This is a genomic window from Blattabacterium cuenoti, from assembly GCF_014252275.1.
Classification (GTDB): domain Bacteria; phylum Bacteroidota; class Bacteroidia; order Flavobacteriales; family Blattabacteriaceae; genus Blattabacterium; species Blattabacterium cuenoti_O.
Window position 1 is genome coordinate 166,961 of record NZ_CP059214.1, and the last position, 21,925, is coordinate 188,885.

The 21,925-nt window shown below is 26.0% G+C and carries 19 protein-coding genes; 7 read left to right on the forward strand and 12 right to left on the reverse strand.

What is annotated here, in order from left to right; genetic code table 11:
* Positions 1-15: 15 nt before the first annotated feature.
* The 5 genes from H0H42_RS00795 to H0H42_RS00815 all read right to left on the reverse strand — a co-directional run bounded on the left by H0H42_RS00795 (position 16) and on the right by H0H42_RS00815 (position 8,456).
* On the reverse strand, positions 16-1,653 hold the full coding sequence (locus tag H0H42_RS00795; protein WP_185868638.1) for a glycerol-3-phosphate dehydrogenase/oxidase: 1,638 nt from the start codon (positions 1,651-1,653) through the stop codon (positions 16-18).
* 111 nt (positions 1,654-1,764) lie between these two features.
* Positions 1,765-3,126, reverse strand: coding sequence for a signal recognition particle protein (ffh, locus tag H0H42_RS00800; protein WP_185868639.1), 1,362 nt, complete (start codon positions 3,124-3,126; stop codon positions 1,765-1,767).
* A 20-nt stretch (positions 3,127-3,146) separates the two neighbouring features.
* The gene (gene argS, locus H0H42_RS00805; RefSeq protein WP_185868640.1) at positions 3,147-4,910 is read right to left on the reverse strand and encodes an arginine--tRNA ligase; all 1,764 of its coding nucleotides are present in this window, start codon (positions 4,908-4,910) and stop codon (positions 3,147-3,149) included.
* A 24-nt stretch (positions 4,911-4,934) separates the two neighbouring features.
* Entirely contained in the window at positions 4,935-5,996 is a 1,062-nt protein-coding gene (locus H0H42_RS00810; protein ID WP_185868641.1) for a branched-chain amino acid aminotransferase, read from the reverse strand.
* A 12-nt stretch (positions 5,997-6,008) separates the two neighbouring features.
* A complete protein-coding gene (locus H0H42_RS00815) occupies positions 6,009-8,456 on the reverse strand; it encodes an alpha-ketoacid dehydrogenase subunit alpha/beta (protein WP_185868642.1) in 2,448 nt (815 codons plus the stop codon).
* Positions 8,457-8,516: 60 nt separating this feature from the next.
* Between H0H42_RS00815 and H0H42_RS00820 the strand changes: the two genes are divergently transcribed.
* The 3 genes from H0H42_RS00820 (at position 8,517) to H0H42_RS00830 (ending at position 10,349) form a co-directional block, all read left to right on the forward strand.
* Positions 8,517-8,975, forward strand: a complete 459-nt coding sequence (locus H0H42_RS00820; RefSeq protein WP_185868643.1) for a nucleoside-diphosphate kinase — start codon at positions 8,517-8,519, stop codon at positions 8,973-8,975.
* Positions 8,972-9,574, forward strand: a complete 603-nt coding sequence (locus H0H42_RS00825; protein WP_185868644.1) for a LemA family protein — start codon at positions 8,972-8,974, stop codon at positions 9,572-9,574. The genes H0H42_RS00820 and H0H42_RS00825 overlap by 4 nt, the downstream gene beginning before the upstream one ends.
* 61 nt (positions 9,575-9,635) lie before the next feature.
* Entirely contained in the window at positions 9,636-10,349 is a 714-nt protein-coding gene (locus tag H0H42_RS00830; RefSeq protein ID WP_223843700.1) for a TPM domain-containing protein, read from the forward strand.
* Here the strand turns inward: H0H42_RS00830 and H0H42_RS00835 are convergent.
* A complete protein-coding gene (locus H0H42_RS00835) occupies positions 10,346-13,009 on the reverse strand; it encodes a valine--tRNA ligase (RefSeq protein WP_185868646.1) in 2,664 nt (887 codons plus the stop codon). The two genes, H0H42_RS00830 and H0H42_RS00835, sit on opposite strands and share 4 nt — an antisense overlap.
* A 38-nt stretch (positions 13,010-13,047) precedes the next feature.
* On the opposite strand from H0H42_RS00835, the gene H0H42_RS00840 reads away from it, so the two are divergent.
* Both H0H42_RS00840 and H0H42_RS00845 read left to right on the forward strand, forming a co-directional pair.
* The gene (locus tag H0H42_RS00840; protein ID WP_185868647.1) at positions 13,048-13,548 is read left to right on the forward strand and encodes a dihydrofolate reductase; all 501 of its coding nucleotides are present in this window, start codon (positions 13,048-13,050) and stop codon (positions 13,546-13,548) included.
* Between the two features lie 654 nt (positions 13,549-14,202).
* A complete protein-coding gene (locus H0H42_RS00845) occupies positions 14,203-15,186 on the forward strand; it encodes a pyruvate dehydrogenase complex E1 component subunit beta (RefSeq protein ID WP_185868648.1) in 984 nt (327 codons plus the stop codon).
* Positions 15,187-15,196: 10 nt separating this feature from the next.
* Here H0H42_RS00845 and metF read toward each other — a convergent pair whose 3' ends face one another.
* A complete protein-coding gene (gene metF, locus H0H42_RS00850) occupies positions 15,197-16,159 on the reverse strand; it encodes a methylenetetrahydrofolate reductase [NAD(P)H] (protein ID WP_185868649.1) in 963 nt (320 codons plus the stop codon).
* Positions 16,160-16,171: 12 nt separating this feature from the next.
* Positions 16,172-17,443 (reverse strand): serine--tRNA ligase, encoded by a 1,272-nt coding sequence (gene serS, locus H0H42_RS00855; RefSeq protein ID WP_185868650.1) that lies wholly within the window; start codon positions 17,441-17,443, stop codon positions 16,172-16,174.
* Between the two features lie 86 nt (positions 17,444-17,529).
* On the opposite strand from serS, the gene rsmA reads away from it, so the two are divergent.
* Both rsmA and H0H42_RS00865 read left to right on the forward strand, forming a co-directional pair.
* A complete protein-coding gene (rsmA, locus tag H0H42_RS00860) occupies positions 17,530-18,303 on the forward strand; it encodes a 16S rRNA (adenine(1518)-N(6)/adenine(1519)-N(6))-dimethyltransferase RsmA (protein WP_185868651.1) in 774 nt (257 codons plus the stop codon).
* Positions 18,296-19,171 carry a bifunctional 5,10-methylenetetrahydrofolate dehydrogenase/5,10-methenyltetrahydrofolate cyclohydrolase gene (locus H0H42_RS00865; protein ID WP_185868652.1) on the forward strand — a complete coding sequence of 292 codons (876 nt, stop codon included), beginning with the start codon at positions 18,296-18,298 and terminating at the stop codon, positions 19,169-19,171. Before rsmA ends, H0H42_RS00865 begins: the two co-directional genes overlap by 8 nt.
* Positions 19,172-19,194: 23 nt before the next feature.
* Here the strand turns inward: H0H42_RS00865 and hisIE are convergent, their stop codons facing one another.
* The 4 genes from hisIE to hisH are packed head-to-tail and all read right to left on the reverse strand — an operon-like array spanning position 19,195 to position 21,918.
* Positions 19,195-19,794 carry a bifunctional phosphoribosyl-AMP cyclohydrolase/phosphoribosyl-ATP diphosphatase HisIE gene (hisIE, locus tag H0H42_RS00870; protein ID WP_185868653.1) on the reverse strand — a complete coding sequence of 200 codons (600 nt, stop codon included), beginning with the start codon at positions 19,792-19,794 and terminating at the stop codon, positions 19,195-19,197.
* Between the two features lies 1 nt (position 19,795).
* Positions 19,796-20,572 (reverse strand): imidazole glycerol phosphate synthase subunit HisF, encoded by a 777-nt coding sequence (gene hisF / locus H0H42_RS00875; protein ID WP_185868654.1) that lies wholly within the window; start codon positions 20,570-20,572, stop codon positions 19,796-19,798.
* 18 nt (positions 20,573-20,590) lie between these two features.
* Complete coding sequence (hisA, locus tag H0H42_RS00880) at positions 20,591-21,313, reverse strand: 1-(5-phosphoribosyl)-5-[(5-phosphoribosylamino)methylideneamino]imidazole-4-carboxamide isomerase (protein WP_185868655.1); 723 nt, start codon at positions 21,311-21,313, stop codon at positions 20,591-20,593.
* A 14-nt stretch (positions 21,314-21,327) separates the two neighbouring features.
* Positions 21,328-21,918 carry an imidazole glycerol phosphate synthase subunit HisH gene (gene hisH / locus H0H42_RS00885; RefSeq protein ID WP_185868656.1) on the reverse strand — a complete coding sequence of 197 codons (591 nt, stop codon included), beginning with the start codon at positions 21,916-21,918 and terminating at the stop codon, positions 21,328-21,330.
* Positions 21,919-21,925 lie beyond the last annotated feature (7 nt).

A 21,925-nucleotide genomic window follows, 5' to 3' on the forward strand; every position in this document is an offset into this window, starting at 1 on the left:
TTATTGCAATTTTTTTTATGGATAAAAATATTGCATAGCTAATTTGACAAAATTAGATACTTGTAATTTTTCCCATGTTTCATCTCGATCCATTTCTTTTGCCATGATTGATGCTACTTTAGGAGCAATATCAATTGCTTTTTTCGCATTTAAAAATAAAAGACGAAACCTTCTTGCTAAAACATCTTCCACAGTTCTAGCCATTTCGTTACGAACCATCCATATTACTTCTGCTTCAGTGTAGCAATCATCATCATAAAAGGAATGGAAAGATTTATGGTCATGATTATGATTTAAGAATAACGATTGTCCTAAAAAAGAATGTTGTTGAATGAGTTTTTTAATTTTCTTTGCATCTTCTCCATATTTTTCCCAATAATCACTTATTTTTTCTCTCTTTTTCGAAAAAGAATGAGATCCATAAATTTTTAGATTTTTGGTTAAAGAAGGTTTTTTATTTAATCCTCCTATTTCAATTGCTTTATCAATAGTATCTTCAGCCATTTTTCGATACGTTGTCCATTTTCCACCGATGATACTTATCAATCCAGAATCATTCACCATTAGTTTATGAGTTCGAGAAATATCTTTCGTTTTATTTTTCATATCATGATCACTCGAAACAAATAGAGGACGTAATCCAGAAAAAGCACTTAATATATCATTTTTATTAGGACGAATAAGAAAATATTGTTTAAAAGTTTTTAGGATAAAATTAATTTCTTTTTCTAGGGGAATAGGATCTAAAACACATTTATCTAAAAATGTATCTGTCGTACCTACTAAAACATGTTCATACCAAGGAATACAGAATAAAACTCTACCATCTGAAGTTTTTGGGATTACAATTGCATCCTGACTGCTAAAAAAAGATTTACTCAACACTATATGGGTCCCCTGACTAGGTTTGATAAATGAATGATTTTTGGAAGTATTATCCATTTTTAAAATGGAATCCGAAAAAATACCAGTTGCATTTATAACAATTTTTGCACAAATTTTATATTCTTTTTTGGTTTCTATATCGGATGCAATCACTCCTAATATTTTATTTTTTTTTTTAATAAGGTTCTTAACCTTGAAATAATTAAGTAAAATTCCTCCTTGTTTTACACAAGTTTGTGCCAAATTAATTGCCATACGAGCATCGTCAAATTGTCCGTCATAATATAAAATACCACCTTTCAATTGATTACATTGAATTTCAGGTATATTTTTAACAATTTCATTTTTTGACAAAAATCTGGATTTTCCAAAACTTAACGATCCAGATAACCATTCATAAATTTTTAACCCTATCCAATAAAAGATCCCCATTTTCCAATCAAAAATGGGGATGATAAACTTCTTTTTTTTCACTAAATGAGGAGCATTCTTGAGAAGATATCCGCGCTCTTTTAATGCTTCCCATACTAATTTGATATTTCCTTGAGCTAAATATCTTATGCCTCCGTGAACTAATTTAGTACTTCGGCTCGAAGTTGATTTAGAAAAATCTGATTGTTCTAAAAGAATGGTTTTATATCCTCTTGAAGAAGAATCTAAAGCAATACCTAATCCCGTCGCTCCACCTCCAATAACAACAACATCCCATAAATGTTTATTTTTAACGATTTTTAAAAATCGTTCTCTATTTAAAAAACCTTTCATCATCTTCTTTTACTTAAAATTCCAAAAAAAACGGAAATTTTTGATATTTTTAATAAGTATTTAATGAACAAAATTAAAAATATTTTCAATAAAAGAAAATTATGAAGGATTTAATCACAATTCGTTTTTTTTATTCATCATATCATAAAAAAACTGTTTTACCATTTCTTTTCCTGAATTTTCATGTATTTTTTTCATTATTTGACTGATATTATTAAATTGTTTTAAACAAAGATTAACATCAAATAAGGATACGCCAGATCCCATTGCAATTCTTTTTTTTCTATCAATATTAGAAACAATTTTAGGATGTCTTCTTTCATAAGGAGTCATAGAATAAATCATAGATTCTATTTTTTTGAAAGAATGATGATCAAAAATATGATTGTTTTTTTGAAAAAAATTAGAATTCTGAATACCAGGAATCATAGAAATAATGTTTTTAATATTTCCCATTTTTTTTAATTTTTTTATTTGATTTAACAAATCGTTAAAATTAAAACGGTTTTTAGAAATTTTATGGTATATCTTTTTTGCTTTTTTTTCATCAAATTGTTCTTGAACTTTTTCTACCAGAGAAACAATATCTCCTCTACCTAAAATTCGGTTTGCAATTCTATTTGGATAAAAAATTTCTATATCTTCTATTTTTTCTCCATTACTAATAAATTTGATAGGTTTTCTAATAACACTGGATATCGTAATGGCTGCTCCTCCACGAGTATCACCATCTAATTTTGTCATCACAATCCCATTATATTTTAATATTTTATAAAATGATTGTGCAGAATTAATAGCATCTTGTCCTGTCATAGCATCAACAACAAAAAGAATTTCATTTGGATTTGCATGTTGTTTAATCAATTTAATTTCTTTCATCATTTTTTCATCAATTCCCAATCTTCCAGCTGTATCAATAATGATAATATTTCTTTTTTTTTCCAATGCGTAATTCATTGATCTATCAATAATATCTAGAACATTCTTACTTTCATAAGAAAAAACAGGAATATTTACCTTTTTTAAAAGGAGATTTAACTGATCTATTGCAGCAGGACGATAAATATCCGCAGCTACTACCATTGGATGGTGTCCTCTTTTTTTGAAAAAAAAAGAAAGTTTCGATGAAAAAGACGTTTTTCCACTTCCTTGTAATCCACAAATCAAAATAATAAAAGGATTAGAAGAAATATGAATCCCAACTTTAGATTTTCCTCCCATAAGAGTCACTAATTCATCGTAAACTATTTTTATAATAATTTGTTCTGGATTTAACGAAGTCAATACTTTTTTTCCTAAAGATTTTTTTTTGATTTTTTTAATAAAATCTTTAACAATTTGATAATTAACATCTGCATCTATAAGTGCTTGTCCTATTTCTTTGATAGAAGATGCAAGATTAATTTCTGTTATTTTACTATGTCCTTTTAAAACATGAATTGCTTTATTAATTTTTTCTTGTAAACTTTCAAACATAACTCTTATTTTTTCTAATTTTACATTTGGTCAATCATATTTATTCCTAATAAATTCATTCCATATTTTAATATATTTCCTATGATATGGAGGATATGCATATACACATTACTGTATAAAGTATTAACAGAATTTATTAATCGTTTATTTTGATATAAGTTGTTAAATATCTTAGATACATCATAAACATAATTTGCTAATAAAGAAGGATTTAAATCCTTCGATGATTTTTTTAAAATCGAAGGATATTGCTGAAGAATTTTAATCACTTTTTTATCATATTCACTGAAAAGAACTTTATGACAAAAAACATTTATAATTTTACATATATTATAAAATCTTTTTTCTAACGAACGAATACGAGAATAAGTATATTGAATATATGTTGAAGTTTTACCTTTAAGATCTATAGATTTTTCTGGATGAAAAATAATTTCCTTTTTAGGATCTACCTTTAAAAAGTGGTATTTCAATGCACCTAATCCTATAATGTTGTAAGATTCTTCATATTCTGTTTTTTTAGATCTTGTTAAAAATCTTTTTTTTGCAATTTCATGCATTTTCTTTATAAGACTATCTGCGGTGACTACATTACCTTCTCTTGATTTCATTTTTCCACCAGGTAAAGTTACCATATCATATGAAAGATGATATAATTTATGAACCCATGGAAATCCTAAACATTTTAAAATTTTAAAAAGAACTTGAAAATGATAGTTTTGTTCATTTCCAACAACATAAATTAATTTATGAATATTATATTTTTGAAAACGTTCTATAGCCGTACCTAAATCTTGAGTCATGTATACAGAAGTTTGATCCGATCGCAATAATAGTTTTTTATCAAATCCTTCTTTTTCTAAATCGATCCAAATTGATCCATCTTCTTTTTTAAAGAACAATCCTTGATTCAGTCCCTTTTGAACAATTTTTTTCCCTATTTTATAAATATTACTTTCATATTCAGTTTTATCGAAGTATACTCCTAACTTTTTATAAGTTTCTGAAAATCCATCATAAACCCATCTATTCATTTTTTTCCAAAGATTTCTAGTTTCAACCTCTTTTTCTTCCCATTTTTTTAATAAAATCCTTGCTTCTTTCAAAATTGAAGTATCTAATCTTTGATTTTCTTGTTTTTTTTGTATTAATTCTTCAACTTCTTGTTGATGAATTTGATTAAATAGATTGTAATATTTTCCTACAAAATGATCTCCTTTCATTTTATTATTTGTAGGATTTTTTCCATGACCGAATTTTTTCCAAGCAATCATAGATTTGCAAATATGAATACCTCGATCGTTAATCATTTGAATTTGAATAATATGATTTCCAACAAATTTAAGAATATTTGCAATAGAAGAACCAATTAATATATTTCTTAAATGTCCTAAATGAAGAGGTTTATTTGCATTTGGAGACGAATATTCTATCATGATGTTTTTTGTTTTATCTATAGTAATCTGATAAAAACGTGGATGAATCATTTTCTTTAAAAGAAAAAGATAATAGTCATTTTGATAGATAAAATTCAAAAACCCTCCAACAATAGAATAAAAAACATTTTTCTTGAATTTTTCCATTACGTATAATCCTATATTTTCTCCTATTTCTTTTATAGGTCGATGTAATTGTTTAGATAAAGGAAATAATACTAAAGTTATATCTCCTTTATATGTTTTTTTAGTATACTGAAAATATAGTTTGGGACATGGAATAGTATTATATATGTGGATAATTGATTCTTTTACCGTTTTTTCCACTGATTGAAAATTATCATTCATATGAATAAACGTTTTAAAATTATTTTAAAAATATCTTCTTATTTTGACTCTCCATCCAAAAGGATCTTCTGATAAATTATGTTGAATATCTAGTAATTTCTTTTTTAAACGAAAAGATAATCTTTTGTGATTAGAAATCTTAGGAAAATGAAAAATATTATTTTGATAACTAATCATTTTAAATGAACTTATCACTACTGCCGTACCACATCCAAAAGCTTCTTGTAATTCTCCATTTCGTAATCCTTCTATAATTTCAGAGATATTGATATCTCTTTGTTCAACACATAATCCTTCTTTTTTTGATAAAGACAAAATACTATTACATGTAATTCCTCTTAATATACTATCATTAGCTTTAGGAGTAATAAGTTTATCTTTCATAAAAAAAAATACATTCATAGTTCCTGCTTCTTCTATTTTTGTATGAGTAGAAGAATCTGTCCATAACAATTGATCAAATCCTTGTTCATTAGCTAACCTAGTTGGATAAAAGGATGCAGCATAATTTCCAGAAGCTTTAGTAAATCCAACACCTCCTGGAGAGGATCGACTATATTGTTCTTCTATTTTTATTTTTAATGAATTTAAATAATAAGATCCTACAGGAGTAGAAATAATAAGGAACATGTAATTTTTTGAAGGTTTTGCAGATAAAATCCCACTTGTAGCAATCATAAATGGACGAATATATAAAGAATGGCCATAATCATTAGGCACCCAATCACGATCTATGTCAATTAATTTTTTCAATCCATTCATAAAAATATTTTTTGGTATGGATGGCATTTCTAAACGTTGAGCAGATTGATTAAATCTTTTAAAATTCTCTTCTGGACGAAACAAAAAAATCTCTCCTTTTTTATCTCGATATGCTTTCATTCCTTCAAAAACTGCTTGTCCATAATGAAAAACAAGAGATCCCGGAGAAAACAAAATTTTTGAAAAAGGTTTAATTATAGAATTTTTCCACTCTCCATCTTTAAATTCAGAAAAAAACATGTGATCCGAATAATGATTTCCAAAAGAAATATTCTTAAAATCCATTTCTTTAATTTTTGAATGTAAGGTTCTTTCTATTTTCATATGTAATAATACTTAATCTTTTTTTATCATATCTATAGTTGTTTCCACAACATTTTCAACGGAAGGTTTAGAAAAATAATCTCCATCTGATCCATAAGGAGTCCGGTGTTCTTTGGCTGTTATTGTTATAGGAGGACAATCTAAATAATAATATCCCTTTTGTTTTTCTAAAATATTTTGCAAAATATATGCAGAAGCACCACCTGGAACATCTTCATCTATCACTAATAACCTGTGAGTTTTTTGTAAACTTTTTACAATATCTTTTTGTAAATCAAAAGGAATCAATGATTGTACATCAATGATTTCAACATCTATATTAATTCGTTCTAATTCTTCGGCCGCATTGTGAACTACTCTCCAAGTAGATCCATAAGTTACCATAGTAATGTCTTTTCCTTTTCGAGTAGTTTCAACAATTCCAATAGGAGTTTTAAAATAACCTAAATTATCAGGTAATCTTTCTTTAATCCTATATCCATTCAAACACTCTACTACTAAAGCAGGATCATCTGATGATAACAACATATTATAAAAACCTGAAGCTTTTACCATATTTCTTGGAACGAGAACCAAAATTCCTCTTAAATAATTTATAATCCCACCCATAGGAGATCCTGAATGCCAAATTCCTTCTAAACGGTGCCCTCTTGTTCTAACAATAACGGGAGATTTTTGTCCACCTTTTGTTCTATATTGCAAACAAGCAAGATCATCACTCATAATTTGCAATGCGTAAAGAAGATAATCGATGTATTGTATTTCAACAATTGGACGAAGACCACGCATGGCTAATCCAATTCCTTGACCAATCAGAGTAGATTCACGAATTCCTGTATCAAAAATTCTAATTTTTCCGTATTTTTTTTGTAACCCTTCTAATCCTTGGTTGACATCTCCCATTTTTCCAACATCTTCTCCAAAGATGAGTAAATCATGATGTAACTCCAAAAGTTTATCAAAATTTTCTCTTAACACGATCCTACCATCCACTTGAACATTTTTTTTATTGTATAAAGGAAAAACTTCTATTTTTTCTTTATAGGAATTTTTGGAGGTACTATACAAATGTGAAGAGTAATTATTTTGTTCTTCTTGATATCTTTTTTTTGTCCATTTTATTAAATTTTTTTTTTCATAATTATTCTCTAATAAATATAAAATTTTTCTTACAATACAAAATATGGAACGTTTGTTTGGAATGGAAATAGAATGATTTAACTTCTTTATATTTTTATCTATAAATTTTGGAATCCATTTTTGTTCATAACAATTATTTTGTATTCTTTTTAAGATATGTAAGACTTCTTCTTTTATTTGATTAATTGGTTTTTTGAAATCTTTCCAAGCTTTTTTTTGTTCTTGTATAACATAATTCTTTGCTTCTAATTCCAATTTCTCTAAAAGATGAAGATTCGCGATATTTTTAATTCTTCCATCATTTTTTAAATGAAAATTCAAAATCCATTCTCTAAATATTTTTAATCCATCATTTTTTCTTTCCCATTCTAATCGTTCTTTTGACTTATAACGTTCATGTGAAGAAGAAGTGGAATGTCCTTGAGGTTGTGTTAAATTTGTAACATGAATAATCACTGGAACGTATTCATAACGTGCTATTTGTTCTGCATTTACATAAGCACTGATTAATTTCATGTAATCCGATCCATTAACTCTTATAATTTCAATTCCTTTTTCTTTTTGATTTCTACGAAATCCAGTTAATAAATCACTAATGTTTTTTTTTGAAAACTGATATTTATTAGGAACAGATATTCCATATTCATCATCCCAAATAGAGATAATAAGAGGTATTTGCATAACTGATGCAGCATTTAATGTTTCCCAAAATAACCCTTCTGAAACACTAGCATTTCCAATAGTACCAAAAGCTACTTCATTTCCATTATGAGAAAATTTTTTGTGTGTTTCTTTTAAGTTGTTTAATTTTTTATAAATTTTTGATGCTTGAGCTAATCCTAATAACCTTGGCATTTGAGAGGCCGTAGAAGAAATATCAGCAATAGAATGTTTTTGTTTGACGAGATATTTCCAACTTCCATCTTTATTCAAAAATCGTGTTCCAAAATGAGATGTCATCATTCTTCCAGAAGAAGTTGGTTCCAATTCTATATCAGAATTCGCATATAATTGTGAAAAAAAGGTTTTAGTAGTTAAAGCACCTATCGCAAGCATAAACGTTTGATCTCTGTAGTATCCAGAACGGATGTCTCCATTTTTAAAAACTTTTGCCATCGCTAATTGTGGAATTTCTTTTCCATCTCCAAATATTCCAAATTTTGCTTTTCCATTCAATACTTCCTTTCGACCAATTATACTCATTTCACGACTAATTCTCGCTAATTTATAATCATTTATTACCATGTTTTTAAACGAATTGAAAGACATTCTCCCTTTTGTATATGAAAAAAAATATTTCTCATATCTTTTATCATTCATATTTTTTTAATATAGAAATTTCCATTTATATTACGATCATTTATTTGACGATGAAAAATTATGTTCATATCTCATTTATTAGGAAATATAACATGTTCTATTATTAAACCAGATGCAGTGAAAAAAGGATATATCATTCCTATTCTCCTACATATTTATCGATATCGATTCCATTTAATTGCACTAAAAATGAAAAAATTTACAGAAAAAGAATATAAAACATTTTACAAAGAACATCAAAATAAACCTTTTTTTATGTCTCTAGTAAGATTCATGTCTTCTGGACCAGTGGTGTCTATGATATTGAAGAAAAAAAATGCAGTAAAAGATTTTAGAACAATTATTGGACATACGGATCCTAAAATATCTAAAAAAGGGACGATTCGTAATCTATATGCTTCTTCTATTGAGTCCAATGCCATTCATGGATCCGATAATGATGAAAATGCAATAAAGGAATGTGAATTTATTTTCAATCATGAAGAGATTTTTATAGATATGAAAAATCATAATTTATGAAAAAATCCAGTTTGAAAATTATTTTATTCATCTTTACTTTTTCTTTTATGATTGGATGGTGGATGGTGAATATTTATAATAATCTAGTCAAATTAAATGAAAATGTAAAAACACAATGGAGTCAAGTAGAAAATGTATATCAAAGACGATCTGACTTAATTCCAAATCTAGTAAATACAGTAAAAGGGGCTTCTTATTTTGAAAAAGATACATTAAATAAAATTACACAATCTAGAGCAAAAATGGGTACTGTTCAAGTTGATCCAGATAAATTAAATCAAAATCAAATAGATCATTTTCAGAAAGCTCAGGAGGATTTTCGTCATTCTATTCATCAATTCATTCTTACAGTCGAAAACTATCCTGATATAAAATCCACAAAAAATTTTTCTGAACTACAGAATCAATTAGAAGGAACAGAAAATCGAATTAATGTAGAAAGAAATCGATTTAATGATCAAGTCAATAATTTTAATACGTATAGAAATCAATTCCCAAAGATCATGATTGCTAATTTTTTTAAAGAATTTCAAGAAAAAGGATATTTTAAATCACAAATTTCTTCAGAAAAATCTCCAATAGTTGACTTTGCATACTAATTGAAAGAATCTTTTAAAAGATAAAGTTTTTATTATGTATTTAAAAATAATCATGAATATCATGTGCATATTCCTTGCCATTAATCAGGGACAAAGTCAATTTTTGATTCCTGATAAACCTTCAAAACCAATATATCCTATTCAAGATTATGCTAATGTTCTATCAAAAAAAGAAATCAATACACTTAATAAAAAATTAATTCAATATTATCGTAAAACATCTACAGAAATTCTTGTTCCTATCGTTCAAGATCTTCATGGGGAAGATCCAAATGTTATCTCTCAAAAATGGGGAGAAAAATGGAAAATTGGAAAATATTATAAAAATAATGGAATTGTGATTTTATTATCTATCAATGATAGAAAAATATCCATACAGAACGGATATGGGATTGAACCATACATAACGGATTTATTAACGAAACAAATTATAAATAATATAAAACCATATTTAAAAAAAAAATTATATTATCAAGCTATTAATTCTTGTACTGACGAAATATTTTCAATATTAAAAAACAATTTTATAAAAAAAAATAATCAAAAAGAAAATTTGAATATGATTTTTCTATATGGAATACTATTCATTATGATAATGTATTTCTTATGTCGAAGACATTGTATGAATTTCTCAATTTTTGATACTTTTATGATGACTCATTTTTTTTCTTCTAATTATAAAAATTTTTCTGAAAATGAAGATTCATTTGATGGATTTGGTGATGGTGGAAATTTTGGAGGTGGAGGAAGTAGTGAAAAATGGGATGATAATTAAGATATATTTTCATTATTTAACAAATATTTTAAGTGTTCTTTAAGCTGTATAATTTTTTTTAATGTATCTCTTTCCTTCTTTTTTTCTTTTAAAAAAATATATTCCGGAACAGAACGAATATATTCATTGTTTGATAAATTTTTTTGAATTATTGACAACAATCCATAAAAATATTTGATCTTTTTTTCAATATTTATTATTGTATTATGATTATTAGAAAATTTTTTATTTTCATGAAATAAAAAAAACTTTTCTGAGTTCAATATAAAAGAAAAAAAGGAAGAACCTTTGGGTTCTTTATCAACAGAAATTATATTTGATATATTTGCCAATTTTAAGATAATAGAATCATATTCATTTTTTTTTATTTTTCTCATAAAAAATAAAACTAACCTTTCTTTAAATGGAAGGTTATTTTCCTTTCTTATATTTCTTATTTTAGAGATTATTTGCATTGTTTTTTCAAAAGAGTTTATAATATTATTATCATATGATTTTCTTTTTGGCCAATGAGAAGATATCAGAAATTTTTTTCTTTTTTTCTCTTTGAGAAGATGCCAAATTTTCTCAGAAATAAAAGGCATATATGGATGTAATAATTGCAAAATATATTCGAAATATAGAATGGTATTCTTATAAGTTTTTTTGGAGATCTTTTTTTTATTTTTTATTGGTTTTATTATCTCAAGATACCATGAACAAAAATCAAAACATACAAATTTATAAATTATCATTAAGGACTCTTCTAATTTGTATTTTACAAAAAATTTTTCAAATTTTTCTAAAATAAAATAAAAACGATTTTTTAACCATTTACAAGCAATTTTATTGCATTCTGATCCATCTTCTTCCTCTTTCTCGTCAAAAGTCCAACTTTTTATTAATCGGAAAGCATTCCATATTTTATTGGAAAAATTTTTTCCTTGCAAGCAAATTTTTTCATCAAAGTGAAAATCTTTACCTGCACTATTTTTTAACATTAACCCAAAACGTAAGGAATCAGCTCCATACTGATCAATCAATTTTATAGTATTAGGAGAATTGTTTAAAGATTTTGATATTTTTTTATCATTAGAATCTCTCATAATTCCAGTAAAAAAAACTTTACTAAATGGTTTTTTTTTCATAAAAAAATATCCGGATATAATCATACGAGCAATCCAAAAAAATAATATATCATATCCTGTAACGATGATTTCAGTAGGATAATAATAACATATTTCTTTGTTTTCTGGATGATTAATCCCATCAAATAAAGTAATTGGTAAAATCCAAGAAGAAAACCAAGTATCCAACACATCATTTTCTTGAAAAAGATCCTTTAACATTGGATTATTAGTTTTTTTTCTTGCTTTTTTCAAAGCATTTTCCCAACTATCAGCAACAACAAACTCATTCATTTTTTTTCCATAATAGAAAACAGGAATTCTATGTCCCCACCATAATTGTCTAGAAATATTCCAATCATGAATATTTTCCATCCATTCAATATAATTTTTTTTCATTTTTTCAGGATAAAATTGAATATCTCCATTTTTTACGGCTTCTATTGCAGGAATAGATATTTTTTTCATTTTCAAGAACCATTGAAGAGATAATCGATATTCTACAATTGTAGAAGTCCTTTCTGAAAATCCTATTTTATGGATACATGGTTCTATTTTTTTTAAAAAACCCAAAATATTTAACTCTTGAACTATTTTTTTTCTCACTTCAAATCGATCCAAACCTTGATAATGCAATGCATTTTCATTCATTGTTCCATCTTCATGGAAAAGATTAATAATATTTAATTTATATTTTTTATATAAAATTTGATCTTTTCTATCATGAGCAGGAGTCACTTTGAAACATCCCGTTCCATATTGTCTATCCACACATGAATCTTGTATAATTGGAATTTCTCTATTAATAATAGGAACTATTGCTTTTTTTCCTTTTAAATGAAAAAAACGTTTATCACAGGGATGATAACAAATAGCGGTATCTCCAAAAATAGTTTCAGGACGTGTAGTCGCTATTGTTACATGATAATTTTCATTTTTGATCTTATAGGTAAGATAATACAATTTATCCATTTGTTCTTTATAAATGACTTCTTCATCAGAAATTGTTGTTTTCGCTTGTGTATCCCAATTCACAACGTGATATCCTCGATAAATAAATCCTTGATCGTATAAATCGATAAAACATTTTTTTACTGAATCATATAAATTTTTATCCATTGTAAATTGAACACGATTCCAATCACAAGAACATCCGATTTGACGTATTTGATCAAAAATAATTTCTTGATGTTTGTTAGCCCATCTTAAAACATGAGATAAAAACCTTTTTCTTCCTAAAAGAAATTTCGATAATCCTTTTTTTTTCAATTCATAGGAAACTCTTGCTTCCGTTGCAATAGAAGCATGATCGGTACTTGGGATCCAACAGGAATTATATCCGTTCATTCTTGCATATCGAATAAGAACATCTTGTAGGGTATTATTTAACATATGTCCTATATGAAGAATTCCTGTTATATTAGGAGGGGGCATTATAATAGAATAAGGAATACGTTTATTATCTGGAAATGAAGAAAAACAGTTCTCTTTCATCCATTCATGATAAATTTTTTTTTCAACAGATTTCGGATTATATTTAAATGAAATGTTCATGTTAATAAAAATATAAAAAAAAATTCAATTCATAAAACATGAAAATAATAATCATTGCAGCAGTTTCTAGAAATGGATTTATAGGAAAAAATAATCAACTAATGTGGAAATTACCCAATGATTTAAAAAGATTTAAACATTTTACTTTAGGAGAAACCATTCTAATGGGTAGAAATACATTTGAATCTGTAGGAAAAATTCTTACAAAAAGAAGAAAACTTATATTAACAAATAGTAATTCGAATGCATTAAAAAATAATGTTAAAAAAAGTGGAGGGATCCTTATCTCTTCTGTAAGAGAGATCAATAATTTTCTTTTAAAGAAATTATTTATCATAGGTGGAGAAAAGACTTATGTTACTTTTTTTGAAATGGCTCATACGATCGAATTAACTTTAATTCATAAAGATTTTATAGGAGATACAAAATTTCCAAAAATAAAATACAAAAATTGGAAAAAAATTTATGAATGGTTTTATGAAAAAGATCAAAAAAATATGTATGATTATAGTTTTATAAAATTTGAAAAAAAACATTAATCCATTCTATAGTATTTTGTTAGATTCATAGATCATTCATAAAATTCATTAAACTTATTTACTAATAATTGATATTTAAAAATATTCATTATTTTTTATCCATCTTAATTTTCCTTTTCGAAAAAATTCATAATTTTCTGATGGTTCTAACACAGAATTTTTTTTATTTCATCCTATAATTTTACTTTTTTAAAAAAATGGAATAAACAAATTTGAATAGTATAAATAAGAGAATCAAATCGAATTGATAATTCATTATAAATTTTCGAAAATCAGAATATCTGATCGTTTTCTATTTGTTTTTTATTATTTATTTTTAATAAAATTGAAAAACATTCCCATTAATTATTAGGTTCTTCTAACTTTAATAGAAAAAAAAATTCATTAGAAAATAAAACAATTGTATAGTAGTTCTATGAATTTTACGTATGATTTTTTTAATACGTAAATAATGGATTTACTTTAATTCAAATAAACGATTTTTCCTTCAAAAGCAATTATCTAATATATTCTAAAAATGAACCAAATTAGAAAACAAATAAATATCAAAGAAATAAATAGAAAAAGAATCTGAAAAAAATTCAATCAACATTAATTTTTTCATTTCCTTTATTACATATTAATTTGATTAAAATGATTAAATAAACTTATGTTATGAAAAAAAAAACTTTCCGTGAAGTCATTAAAGAGGCAATGAGTGAAGAAATGAGAAGAGATCGTAGCGTTTACCTGATAGGGGAAGAAGTCGCTAAATATAATGGTGCATATAAAGCATCTAAAGGAATGTTGGAAGAGTTTGGATCAAGAAGAGTTATTGACACTCCAATATCAGAATTAGGATTTTCTGGAATAGGAATTGGTTCTGCCATGAACGGATGTAGACCAATTGTAGAATTTATGACTTTTAATTTTTCTTTAGTAGCAATGGATCAAATTATTAATAATGCAGCTAAAATACGTTATATGAGTGGAGGACAGTGGAAAATTCCGATTGTTTTTAGAGGTCCTACTGGGTTTGCAGGCCAATTAGGAGCTACTCATTCTCAATCATTCGAAAGTTGGTATGCAAGTTGTCCGGGATTAAAAGTTGTTATTCCATGTAATCCTTATGATGCTAAAGGATTATTAAAATCTTCTATAAGAGATAATAATCCTGTTATATTTATGGAATCCGAACAAATGTATGGAGATACAATGTTAGTTCCAGATCAGGAATATATCTTACCCATTGGTAAAGCTGATATAAAAAGAAAAGGAACAGATATTAGCATTGTATCTTTTGGAAAAATTATCAAGATTGCGTTAGAGGTAGCAAAAAAATTAAAATACGATTCTAACATTAGCGTAGAAGTCATAGATCTTCAAACAATACGTCCATTGGATTATGAATCCATTTTTTTTTCTGTAAAAAAAACAAATCGATTAATTATTTTGGAAGAATCTTGGCCATTTGCTTCAGTTTCATCAGAAATTGCTTATTTTATACAAAATAAAGCATTTGATTATCTTGATGCTCCTATTCAACGAATTACTTTACCAGATACACCCGCCCCATATTCCTCTAATCTCGTACAAGATTGGTATCCTAATAAAAATGATCTCATTCAAGTCATAAAAAATACTTTGTATATATCTTGATCATTATCGATTAATAAATAGCTTGAACAATTTTATAGATATTTTCCGGTCTATCCATGGTATAATAATGAATAATTTTTACCCCATAATTTTTTAATTCTTTAGATTGATGAATTGCCCATTCAATTCCAATATGAAAAACACTTTCTTTATTTTTTGCTTTATCAATTTCTTTAACTAATTCATTGGGAATATTTAAATAAAAACGAGACGGAAGAATATTTAATTGTCTTTTTGAAGAAATTGGTTTTATTCCAGGAATAATCGGAACCGATATTCCTTCGATCCTACATTGTTCTACAAAAGAAAAATATTTTTCATTATCAAAAAACATTTGAGTCACGATATAATCTGCTCCTGCTTCTATCTTTTTTTTTAAGAAAAATAAATCACTCTCTATATTAGGTGCTTCAAAATGTTTTTCTGGATATCCTGCAACACCTATACAAAAATTAAAGGAAGGATGATTCTCCTCTTTTGCAAAAGAGGAGTCAATATATTTTCCTGTATTTAAATTTTTTACTTGTTTTACGAGATCAACAGCATATTTATGACCATCTTTTAAAGCAAAAAAGCTTTTTTCAGATTTTAATGGATCACCTCTAAGTAAAAATACATTATCAATTCCTAAAAAGTTTAATTCTATTAATGTATTTTCTGTCATTTGTTTATTAAATCCACCGCAAATAAGATGGGGGACGGCATCAATTCCATATTTATTAATAATAGTTGCACAAATTCCTACAGTTCCTGGTCGTTTTGAAATTTTTTTTCTCTGTAACAATCCATCTTCTCTTTCTACATAAATAAATTCTTCTCGATGAGAGGTTACATCAATGAAAGGAGGATGAAATTCCATTAAAGGATCTAATGTAGAAAAAATATTTTTAATATCATTCCCTCTTAAAGGAGGAATAATTTCAAAAGAAAATAAGTTTTTTTTTGATTTTTCTATATGTTCTATAACTTTCATGAAAACAACATTTTACTTAATACTATCAAATCCTGTATAAGGAATTAAAACTTTAGGAATGTTAATATGATAGTAAGATTGGTTATTTTCTAACAAAGTTACCAAAATCCTTGGCAAGGCTAAGGAACTTCCATTAAGTGTATGACAATACTCAATATTTCCTTTTGGATTTTTATATTTAATATTTAATCGATGAGATTGAAAATTAGTGCAATTCGAAACTGAACTAACTTCTAACCATTTTTTTTGTGCAAAAGAATAGACTTCAAAATCATAAGTAATTGAAGAAGAATATCCCAGTTCATTGCCATTCAAAAGGATAATACGAAAAGGTAAATATAGGGATTTAAGAATATTTTTAATATGCTCTATCATTTCTTTTAATGAAATCGATGAAGAATTTGATGTGGTTATTTGAATAATTTCAACTTTATCAAATTGATGTAATCGATTCAATCCCCTTACTTTTAATCCATAAGATCCAGATTCTCTTCTAAAACAAGAAGTATAAGAGGTCGCTTTAATAGGGAGATCCAAATATGAAAATATTTGATCTCTATAACAATTCATTAACGGGACTTCTCCCGTTGGAATAAGATAAAAATTATCTTTTTCTATAAAATACATTTGATTTTCTTTATCAGGAATTTGTCCTGTAGAAAAAGCTGATGATTGATTTACAAGATAAGGTAAACTATATTCTTTATATAAATTTTCCTCGTTTTTATCCAAAAAATATTGAATTAAACATCTTTGTAGTTTAGCACATTTATCTATATAAACGGAAAAACCAGATCCACATATTTTTGATCCTATATTTAAATTAAATAAAGGAAATTTTTTTGATAACTCCCAATGAGGAAGTGGATTATCAATACAAACATTTTTTATATCAGGATTATATTGATAAATAATATGGCATTTTCCAAATTCATTTGGGACTAATTTATCAGGAAGATTAGGAATTTGATATAAACATTTTTCTAGAATATTAATTGTTTCTTTCAATTGAAAGTTGATCTCTTTTTTTTTCTTTTTTAAAAAAAAAGATTGTGTTTTTAATATTTCAATTTGATCAATTTTTTTTGTTTTTAACAAAATTGCTATTTCTTTGGATAAGGAATTTTCTTTTTCCAATATTTTATTAAAAATATGTTGATACTTTTTTTTTTCTTCATCAAGTTTCAATACCTTATCTATTAAATAAATTTTTTTAAAATTTCTTTTTTTTAAACCATTTAGAACTTTTTCTATATTTTTACGTATAAAGTATGGTTTTATCATAACCAAAAAATAAAATTATTATATCTCTTATTCCATTACAAGATACAATATTACAAAACATTTTCGTGAAATTCATTCGTTATTCTATGAATCAAAAAAAATGGAGTCAACATTTTTTAAAGGACAAAAATATAGCAAAAAAAATTGTCAAATATCTCACTTTTGAAAAGTATAAAACAGTAGTTGAAGTAGGACCAGGAACAGGAATGTTAACCAAAGAACTATTAAAGATAATATCCAATAATTTGTTTTTAATCGAAATTGATAAAGAATTATCTTTTTTTTTAAGAAACATTTTTTCAATTTCTAAACATCGAATAATTAATAAAGATTTTTTAAAATGGAATCCTGATGAAAATCAATTAAAAAATTTTGCATTAATAGGAAATTTTCCATATGGAATTTCTACAAAAATATTATTACATATAATAAAATATAGTCATTATATTCCCGAATGCATAGGGATGTTTCAAAAAGAATTTGTAACAAAAATTATGTCTCATAAAGGAAAAAAATTATATGGAATTTCTTCGGTTCTAACACAAACATTTTATGATATAAAATATCTTTTTACTGTTAAAAAAAATGTTTTTTATCCCATACCAAAAATTCACTCATCAGTAATTTTTTTAAGAAGAAAAGAAAATCAATTATTTTCATTTTATCAAAAAAAATTATTCTTTAAATGTGTTAAAATGGCTTTTAATCAAAGAAGAAAAAAGATAAAAAATTCTTTGAAATCTCTAAAATATATTTTAAATATTGAAAACGATTCTTTCATCCTCAATAAAAGAGCAGAAGAGTTATCTTTCAAAGATTTTATTCAAATAACAAAAAAAATACCAGTTAAACATGACTAAACTACTAAATGGTAATCAAGTTGCCATGAAAATAAGAAAAGAGATCTCAAATGAGATCGTAAAAAAAATAGTAAATAAAAAACAACGTGTTCCTCATTTGGGAATTATTTTAGTAGGGGAAAATCATTCAAGTAGAATATACGTAAACAGCAAAATACAGGAATGTAAAAAGATAGGAATGCAATCAACATTAATCCATCTTCATAAAAACATTGAAGAAAAAAAAATACTAGAAATTATTAATAACATGAATAATAATCCCATGATAGATGGTTTTATTATTCAATTACCTATTGAAAAACATCTTAATCAAGAAAAAATCATTTCCTCAATTAATCCTAAAAAAGATGTTGATGGATTTCATCCTGAAAATTTTGGAAAAATATCCTTAAAAAATACAAAAAGTTTTTTTCCTGCAACTGCTTTGGGAATCATAACACTTTTAGAAAGAAATAATATTAATATCCATGGAAAACATACCGTAATTATCGGTCGTAGTAGAATTGTAGGATTGCCAACAAGTCTTCTCATGAGTAGAAAAGCCACTTTTGGTAACAGTACCGTAACGATTGCGCATAGTTATACTAAAGATTTATCATTCTATACAAAACATGCAGATATTATTATCATTGCTGTAGGAATTCCTAATTTTCTTAAAGGAAAAATGATCAAAAAAGGGGTTATTCTAGTAGATGTAGGAATAAATAACATTCATAATTCTAAAAAATTATTAGGTGATATTGATTTTGATAGTGTTAATGGAATTGCATCCTACATTTCACCAGTTCCCGGTGGAGTTGGTCCGATGACTCGAGTAATGTTATTAAAAAATACTTTACATGCTGCATTACATTATAGAATCAAATGAAATTGATCGATTTTTTTATTATTTTACTGATTTTTTAATAAATTTCTATACTCAAGAGTTTTTATTACTTCTTTGATAGAAATATTTTTATAATATAAAAGAACTAAATAATGAAATAATAAATCTGCAGATTCATTTAAGAATAAATTTTTATTATTGTCTTTGGATTCAATAATTAATTCTATTGACTCTTCTCCAAATTTTTGAGAAATTCTATTAATTCCTTTTTTATACAATTTATATGTGTATGAATTTTGTTCCTTTTTAGAAATTTTATATGATATGATCTTTTCTAAATAAAACAAAAAATTTTTTTTGTTATTTTCTTTCCAACAAGTATCTGTCCCATGATGGCATGTAGGCCCTTTTGGAACGACTTTAATTAATAAAGTATCTCTATCACAATCAATCAATATTTTTTTAATAATAAGATAATTTTTACTGATTTCTCCTTTCGTCCATAATCGTTTTTTTGATCTACTATAAAAAGTAACTTTTTTTTCATACAAACTTTTTTCGTATGCTTCTCGATTCATGTAGCCTAACATTAACACCTTGTTTGTTTCTTGGTCTTGAATAATGACAGGAATTAATCCATTTTCAAAATTTATTTTTTGTTTCATATCACGTTCTTTCTATAGAATTTTCATTTCTTACTGGAATACAATGATTTTTTAGATAAATCTTTAAATCAGGAATTTTTATTTCTTTATAGTGAAAAATACTTGCTGCTAAAGCTGCATCAGCTTTTCCTTTTTTAAAAATATTTAAAAAATCTTCGTATTTTCCTGCTCCACCTGAAGCAATGACTGGAATTGATAATTGTTCAGATATATTTTTAGTAATATCAATCGCAAATCCATTTTTCGTTCCATCATGATTCATAGAAGTCAATAATATTTCACCAATTCCTCTATTATAGGCTTCTTTCGCCCAATCTAAAGATTTCTTATTAGTCGAAATTCTTCCTCCATTAAGATATACCCACCATTCATGATTTTTATATTTTGTATCAATTGATAGAACAATACATTGACTGCCAAATCTTTTTGCAATTTTTTCTAAAAGATTTGGATTATAAAAAGCTTCTGTATTAATAGAGATCTTATCTGCTCCAGCTAATAAAAGTAACTCAACATCTTCTTCTTTTTTGATCCCTCCTCCTACTGTAAAAGGTATGTTAATATAACGGGAAATTTCTTTTACTAGACTAATCAAAGTTTTTCGTTGTTCATTTGTTGCCGTAATGTCCAAAAATACTAACTCGTCGGCTCCTTGTTGAGTATACCAACGAACTAATTCGATAGGATCTCCCGCATCTTGTAAATGTTGAAAATTGACTCCTTTTACTGTACGTCCATTTTTAATATCCAAACATGGAATAATTCTTTTCGCTAACATAACCGTTTCTTTTTGAAATTACAATTCTAAAATTTCATGAAATGATATTCGATTTTCATATATCGCTTTTCCAATGATAACTCCAAAACATCCTAATTCTAATAATTTTTTGATATCATCAATATTGCGAACTCCTCCACTTGCTATTAATTTAATAGATGGAAATTGATGAATGATTTTTTTATATAAAAGAAAAGATGGCCCAGATAATTCTCCATCTTTTGAAATATCTGTACAAAAAATATACTTAATTCCATGTTTTTTTTTTTCTTTTAAAAATTTTAGTAGTGAAATATTAGAAATATTTTTCCATCCATCTATTGCAATTTTATCGTGTTTTATGTCTGCTCCTACAAGAATTTTTTCATGTCCATAAACATTGATCCATTCTTTTAAAAGAGATGGATTATTCACTGCAATACTTCCAACAGTAGCTATATCTGCTCCACTTTCAAATACAGATTGTATATCTTTTTTTGTATGAATTCCACCTCCAAAATCGATGATCATATTAGTATTTTTAGCTATATTTTCTAATACTTTCCAATGAATAACCTTTCCTTTTCTTGCACCATCTAAATCTACTAAATGAATTCTATGGATTCCATTATCTTCTAATAATAAAGCTATATCTATTGGATTATTACTATAAATTTTTTTTTTGTTAAAATTTCCTTGATTTAAACGAACACACTTGTTATCCATTAAATCAATAGCTACTATAATATTATTATTTTTCATTAATATACTAACGTTTATAAATTCATAAAATTTTCTAATATTTTATGTCCTACATAAGAAGATTTTTCTGGATGAAATTGAACAGCATAAAAATTATTTTTCTGTAATGCTGCACTATAAGGAATAATATATTCAGTTTGAGCAATAGTATCCTTCCCTAAGGGTGCATAATATCCATGAACAAAATATTGATAAATACCATCAGGTATTTTGTAAAATAAAGGGCCTTTTAAATTATGAATGGTATTCCAACCTATTTTAGGAATTTTATAGGTTTTATTGTTTGATTGAAATTTTTTTACAGACAAATCAAAAATTCCCATACATGAAGTATTACTTTCTTCTGAATATTTACAAAGTAATTGCATCCCTAAACATATTCCCAATACAGGCTGTTTCAAATTGTATAAAATAGTATCTATCTTTTTTTCTTTTAAATATTTCATAGCGTAATTGGCTTCTCCAACTCCAGGAAGAATAATTCTTTTTGCATTTTTTATACATTCTTGGGAGTCTGTTACAACTGCCTTTACTCCAATTCTCTCAAGAGAAAAGAGAACGGATTGTACATTTCCAGCAGGATATTTTATAATAATTGTTTTCATAAATCTT

Excerpts from the sequence above, each read along its gene's own strand:
- H0H42_RS00810 (WP_185868641.1), bottom strand. The coding sequence starts at position 5,996 with ATGAAAATAGAAAGAACCTTACATTCAAAAATTAAAGAAATGGATTTT.
- hisF (WP_185868654.1), bottom strand. The coding sequence starts at position 20,572 with ATGTTAGCGAAAAGAATTATTCCATGTTTGGATATTAAAAATGGACGT.
- hisIE (WP_185868653.1), bottom strand. The coding sequence starts at position 19,794 with ATGAAACAAAAAATAAATTTTGAAAATGGATTAATTCCTGTCATTATT.
- H0H42_RS00795 (WP_185868638.1), bottom strand. The coding sequence starts at position 1,653 with ATGATGAAAGGTTTTTTAAATAGAGAACGATTTTTAAAAATCGTTAAA.
- H0H42_RS00835 (WP_185868646.1), bottom strand. The coding sequence starts at position 13,009 with ATGAACATTTCATTTAAATATAATCCGAAATCTGTTGAAAAAAAAATT.
- ffh (WP_185868639.1), bottom strand. The coding sequence starts at position 3,126 with ATGTTTGAAAGTTTACAAGAAAAAATTAATAAAGCAATTCATGTTTTA.
- hisH (WP_185868656.1), bottom strand. The coding sequence starts at position 21,918 with ATGAAAACAATTATTATAAAATATCCTGCTGGAAATGTACAATCCGTT.
- H0H42_RS00815 (WP_185868642.1), bottom strand. The coding sequence starts at position 8,456 with ATGAATGATAAAAGATATGAGAAATATTTTTTTTCATATACAAAAGGG.
- argS (WP_185868640.1), bottom strand. The coding sequence starts at position 4,910 with ATGAATGATAATTTTCAATCAGTGGAAAAAACGGTAAAAGAATCAATT.
- H0H42_RS00865 (WP_185868652.1), top strand. The coding sequence starts at position 18,296 with ATGACTAAACTACTAAATGGTAATCAAGTTGCCATGAAAATAAGAAAA.
- rsmA (WP_185868651.1), top strand. The coding sequence starts at position 17,530 with ATGAATCAAAAAAAATGGAGTCAACATTTTTTAAAGGACAAAAATATA.
- H0H42_RS00820 (WP_185868643.1), top strand. The coding sequence starts at position 8,517 with ATGTTCATATCTCATTTATTAGGAAATATAACATGTTCTATTATTAAA.
- hisA (WP_185868655.1), bottom strand. The coding sequence starts at position 21,313 with ATGAAAAATAATAATATTATAGTAGCTATTGATTTAATGGATAACAAG.
- metF (WP_185868649.1), bottom strand. The coding sequence starts at position 16,159 with ATGAAAGTTATAGAACATATAGAAAAATCAAAAAAAAACTTATTTTCT.
- H0H42_RS00840 (WP_185868647.1), top strand. The coding sequence starts at position 13,048 with ATGAAAATAATAATCATTGCAGCAGTTTCTAGAAATGGATTTATAGGA.
- H0H42_RS00845 (WP_185868648.1), top strand. The coding sequence starts at position 14,203 with ATGAAAAAAAAAACTTTCCGTGAAGTCATTAAAGAGGCAATGAGTGAA.
- H0H42_RS00825 (WP_185868644.1), top strand. The coding sequence starts at position 8,972 with ATGAAAAAATCCAGTTTGAAAATTATTTTATTCATCTTTACTTTTTCT.
- serS (WP_185868650.1), bottom strand. The coding sequence starts at position 17,443 with ATGATAAAACCATACTTTATACGTAAAAATATAGAAAAAGTTCTAAAT.
- H0H42_RS00830 (WP_223843700.1), top strand. The coding sequence starts at position 9,636 with ATGTGCATATTCCTTGCCATTAATCAGGGACAAAGTCAATTTTTGATT.